Here is a 2,131-nt window from a genome sequence, read left to right on the forward strand (position 1 = left end):
GTTACCAGGTCGCGCCAGGATGCTGGCGTGCAAGACTCTGCATTTCGGCGAGCAGATAGCCCATGTGTTCGGAATGCTCGCCGTGCTTGCCGGTGCTGACGTGCTGCACTTCGGCCGGGGCCTCGAGCGTTGCTTCTTCGAGCGTCGCGGCGACTTCTTCGCGCCATGCCGCTTCGAACTCGCTCGTGAGCGGCGCGATGCCTTGCGCGGCAACCGCTTGCTCGACGGCGTCGACGCTGAAAAACTCGCGCGCATACGGCATCAGGTAATCCAGCGCCGCCTGCGCGCGCCGGTGCGATTCCTCGGTGCCGTCGCCAAGGCGGATCAGCCAGTCGCTCGCGTGATGCAGGTGATAGCGGGTCTCCTTGATCGACTTCGCCGCGATCGCGGCCAGATGGTCGTCGGCGCTGGCGGCGAGCGCCTCCCAGACGCGCACCATCAGCGCCGAATACAGGAAATTGCGCACGATCGTCACCGCGTAGTCGCGCGCGGCGCGCGCGGTGCCCGCGAGCGGCCCGAAATGCGGCAGCTCGACCATCGTGTAGTTCGCGAACTCGCGCTCGTTGCGGAAGTACGCGTAGTCGTCTTCGGTCTTTTTCTTGCCGTTGAGCTGCTCGTCGAGCGTGGCCGCGTGCGAGTACAGCAGGCGTGCCTGGCCGATCAGATCGAGGCTGATGTTCGCAAGCGCGATGTCTTCCTCGAGCGCCGGGCCGTGGCTGCACCACTCGCTGTTGCGCTGGCCGAGAATCAGCGCGTTGTCGGCGAGGCGCAGCACGTACGACAGATGGTGGGGCGTGGTCATGTTAGTCATTGAAGACGCGCCTTACATGTGGTTGATTTCGTCGGGCAGCACGAAAAACGTCGGGTGACGGTAGATCTTGTCGCCCGCCGGCTCGAACAGCTCGGCCTTGTCGGCCGGGTCCGACGCGGTGATCGCCGCCGACGGCACCACCCAGATGCTCACGCCTTCCTGGCGCCGCGTGTACACGTCGCGCGCCATGCGCAGCGCCGCGCTCGCGTCGGGCGCGTGCAGGCTGCCGCAATGCTTGTGATCGAGCCCCTGCTTGCTGCGCACGAATACTTCCCAGATCGGCCATTCCTTGTTCATCTCTCGTCTCCTGTTCAGGCGGCTTCTTTATGCGCACGCGCTGCTTGTTTGGCGGCATGCGCGAGTGCCGCTTCGCGCACCCACGCGCCTTCGTCGTGCGCCTTCACGCGCGTGGCGAGGCGCTCCTTGTTGCACGGGCCGTCGCCGTTCACGACGCGCCAGAATTCTTCCCAGTCGATCGCGCCGTAGTCGTGGGCGCGGCGTTCCTCATTCCACTTCAGGTCCGGATCGGGCAGCGTGACGCCCAGAATCCTGGCCTGCTCGACGGTCGCATCGACGAACTTCTGGCGCAGATCGTCGTTCGAAATGCGCTTGATGCCCCACTGGAACGACTGGCCGCTGTGGATCGAGTCCTTGTCGCTCGGGCCGAACATCATCAGCACCGGCCACCACCAGCGGTTCACCGCCTGCTGGACCATCTCGCGCTGCGCGTCGGTGCCCTTCATCATCGAGAGCAGCGCGTCGAAGCCCTGGCGCTGGTGGAACGACTCCTCCTTGCAGATGCGGATCATTGCGCGCGCATACGGCCCGTAGGTGCAGCGGCACAGCGGAATCTGGTTCATGATCGCCGCGCCGTCGACCAGCCAGCCGATCACGCCGACATCGGCCCAGGTGGGCGTCGGGTAGTTGAAGATGCTCGAATATTTGGCACGGCCCGCGTGAAGCGCCGCGACCAGCTGATCGCGCGAGACGCCCATCGTTTCGGCGGCGCTGTACAGATAGAGGCCGTGGCCGCCTTCGTCCTGCACTTTGGCGAGCAGGATCGCCTTGCGCTTGAGGCTCGGCGCGCGGCTGATCCAGTTGCCCTCGGGCTGCATGCCGATGATTTCCGAGTGCGCGTGCTGCGAGATCTGGCGGATCAGGGTCTTGCGGTAGGCTTCGGGCATCCAGTCCTGCGGCTCGATCTTGCCGTCGGCCTGCATGACGGCATCGAAGCGTTGCTGCTCGGCCGATTCGCCCGCCGCGGCCGACGGGTCGAGCGGCTGGACGTTGCCGGGGATATCGAGGGATTGGGTGTACATG

The 2,131-nt window shown here is 65.6% G+C and carries 3 protein-coding genes; all 3 read right to left on the reverse strand.

Annotated features, from left to right (window positions below; translation table 11 throughout):
- Position 1: 1 nt before the first annotated feature.
- Genes paaC through paaA form a run of 3 tightly spaced genes read right to left on the reverse strand, consistent with a single transcriptional unit; the run spans position 2 to position 2,130 of the window.
- Positions 2 to 802 (reverse strand): 1,2-phenylacetyl-CoA epoxidase subunit PaaC, encoded by an 801-nt coding sequence (gene paaC / locus BG61_RS38230; protein ID WP_035943519.1) that lies wholly within the window; start codon positions 800 to 802, stop codon positions 2 to 4.
- 21 nt (positions 803 to 823) lie between these two features.
- Positions 824 to 1,108: a 1,2-phenylacetyl-CoA epoxidase subunit PaaB gene (gene paaB, locus BG61_RS38235; protein ID WP_025527963.1), complete on the reverse strand. Its 285-nt coding sequence runs from the start codon at positions 1,106 to 1,108 to the stop codon at positions 824 to 826.
- Positions 1,109 to 1,122: 14 nt separating this feature from the next.
- A complete protein-coding gene (gene paaA, locus BG61_RS38240; RefSeq protein WP_035943522.1) occupies positions 1,123 to 2,130 on the reverse strand; it encodes a 1,2-phenylacetyl-CoA epoxidase subunit PaaA in 1,008 nt (335 codons plus the stop codon).
- Between the last annotated feature and the right edge of the window lies 1 nt (position 2,131).

It is taken from the genome of Caballeronia glathei, from assembly GCF_000698595.1.
GTDB classification, from domain to species: Bacteria; Pseudomonadota; Gammaproteobacteria; order Burkholderiales; family Burkholderiaceae; genus Caballeronia; species Caballeronia glathei.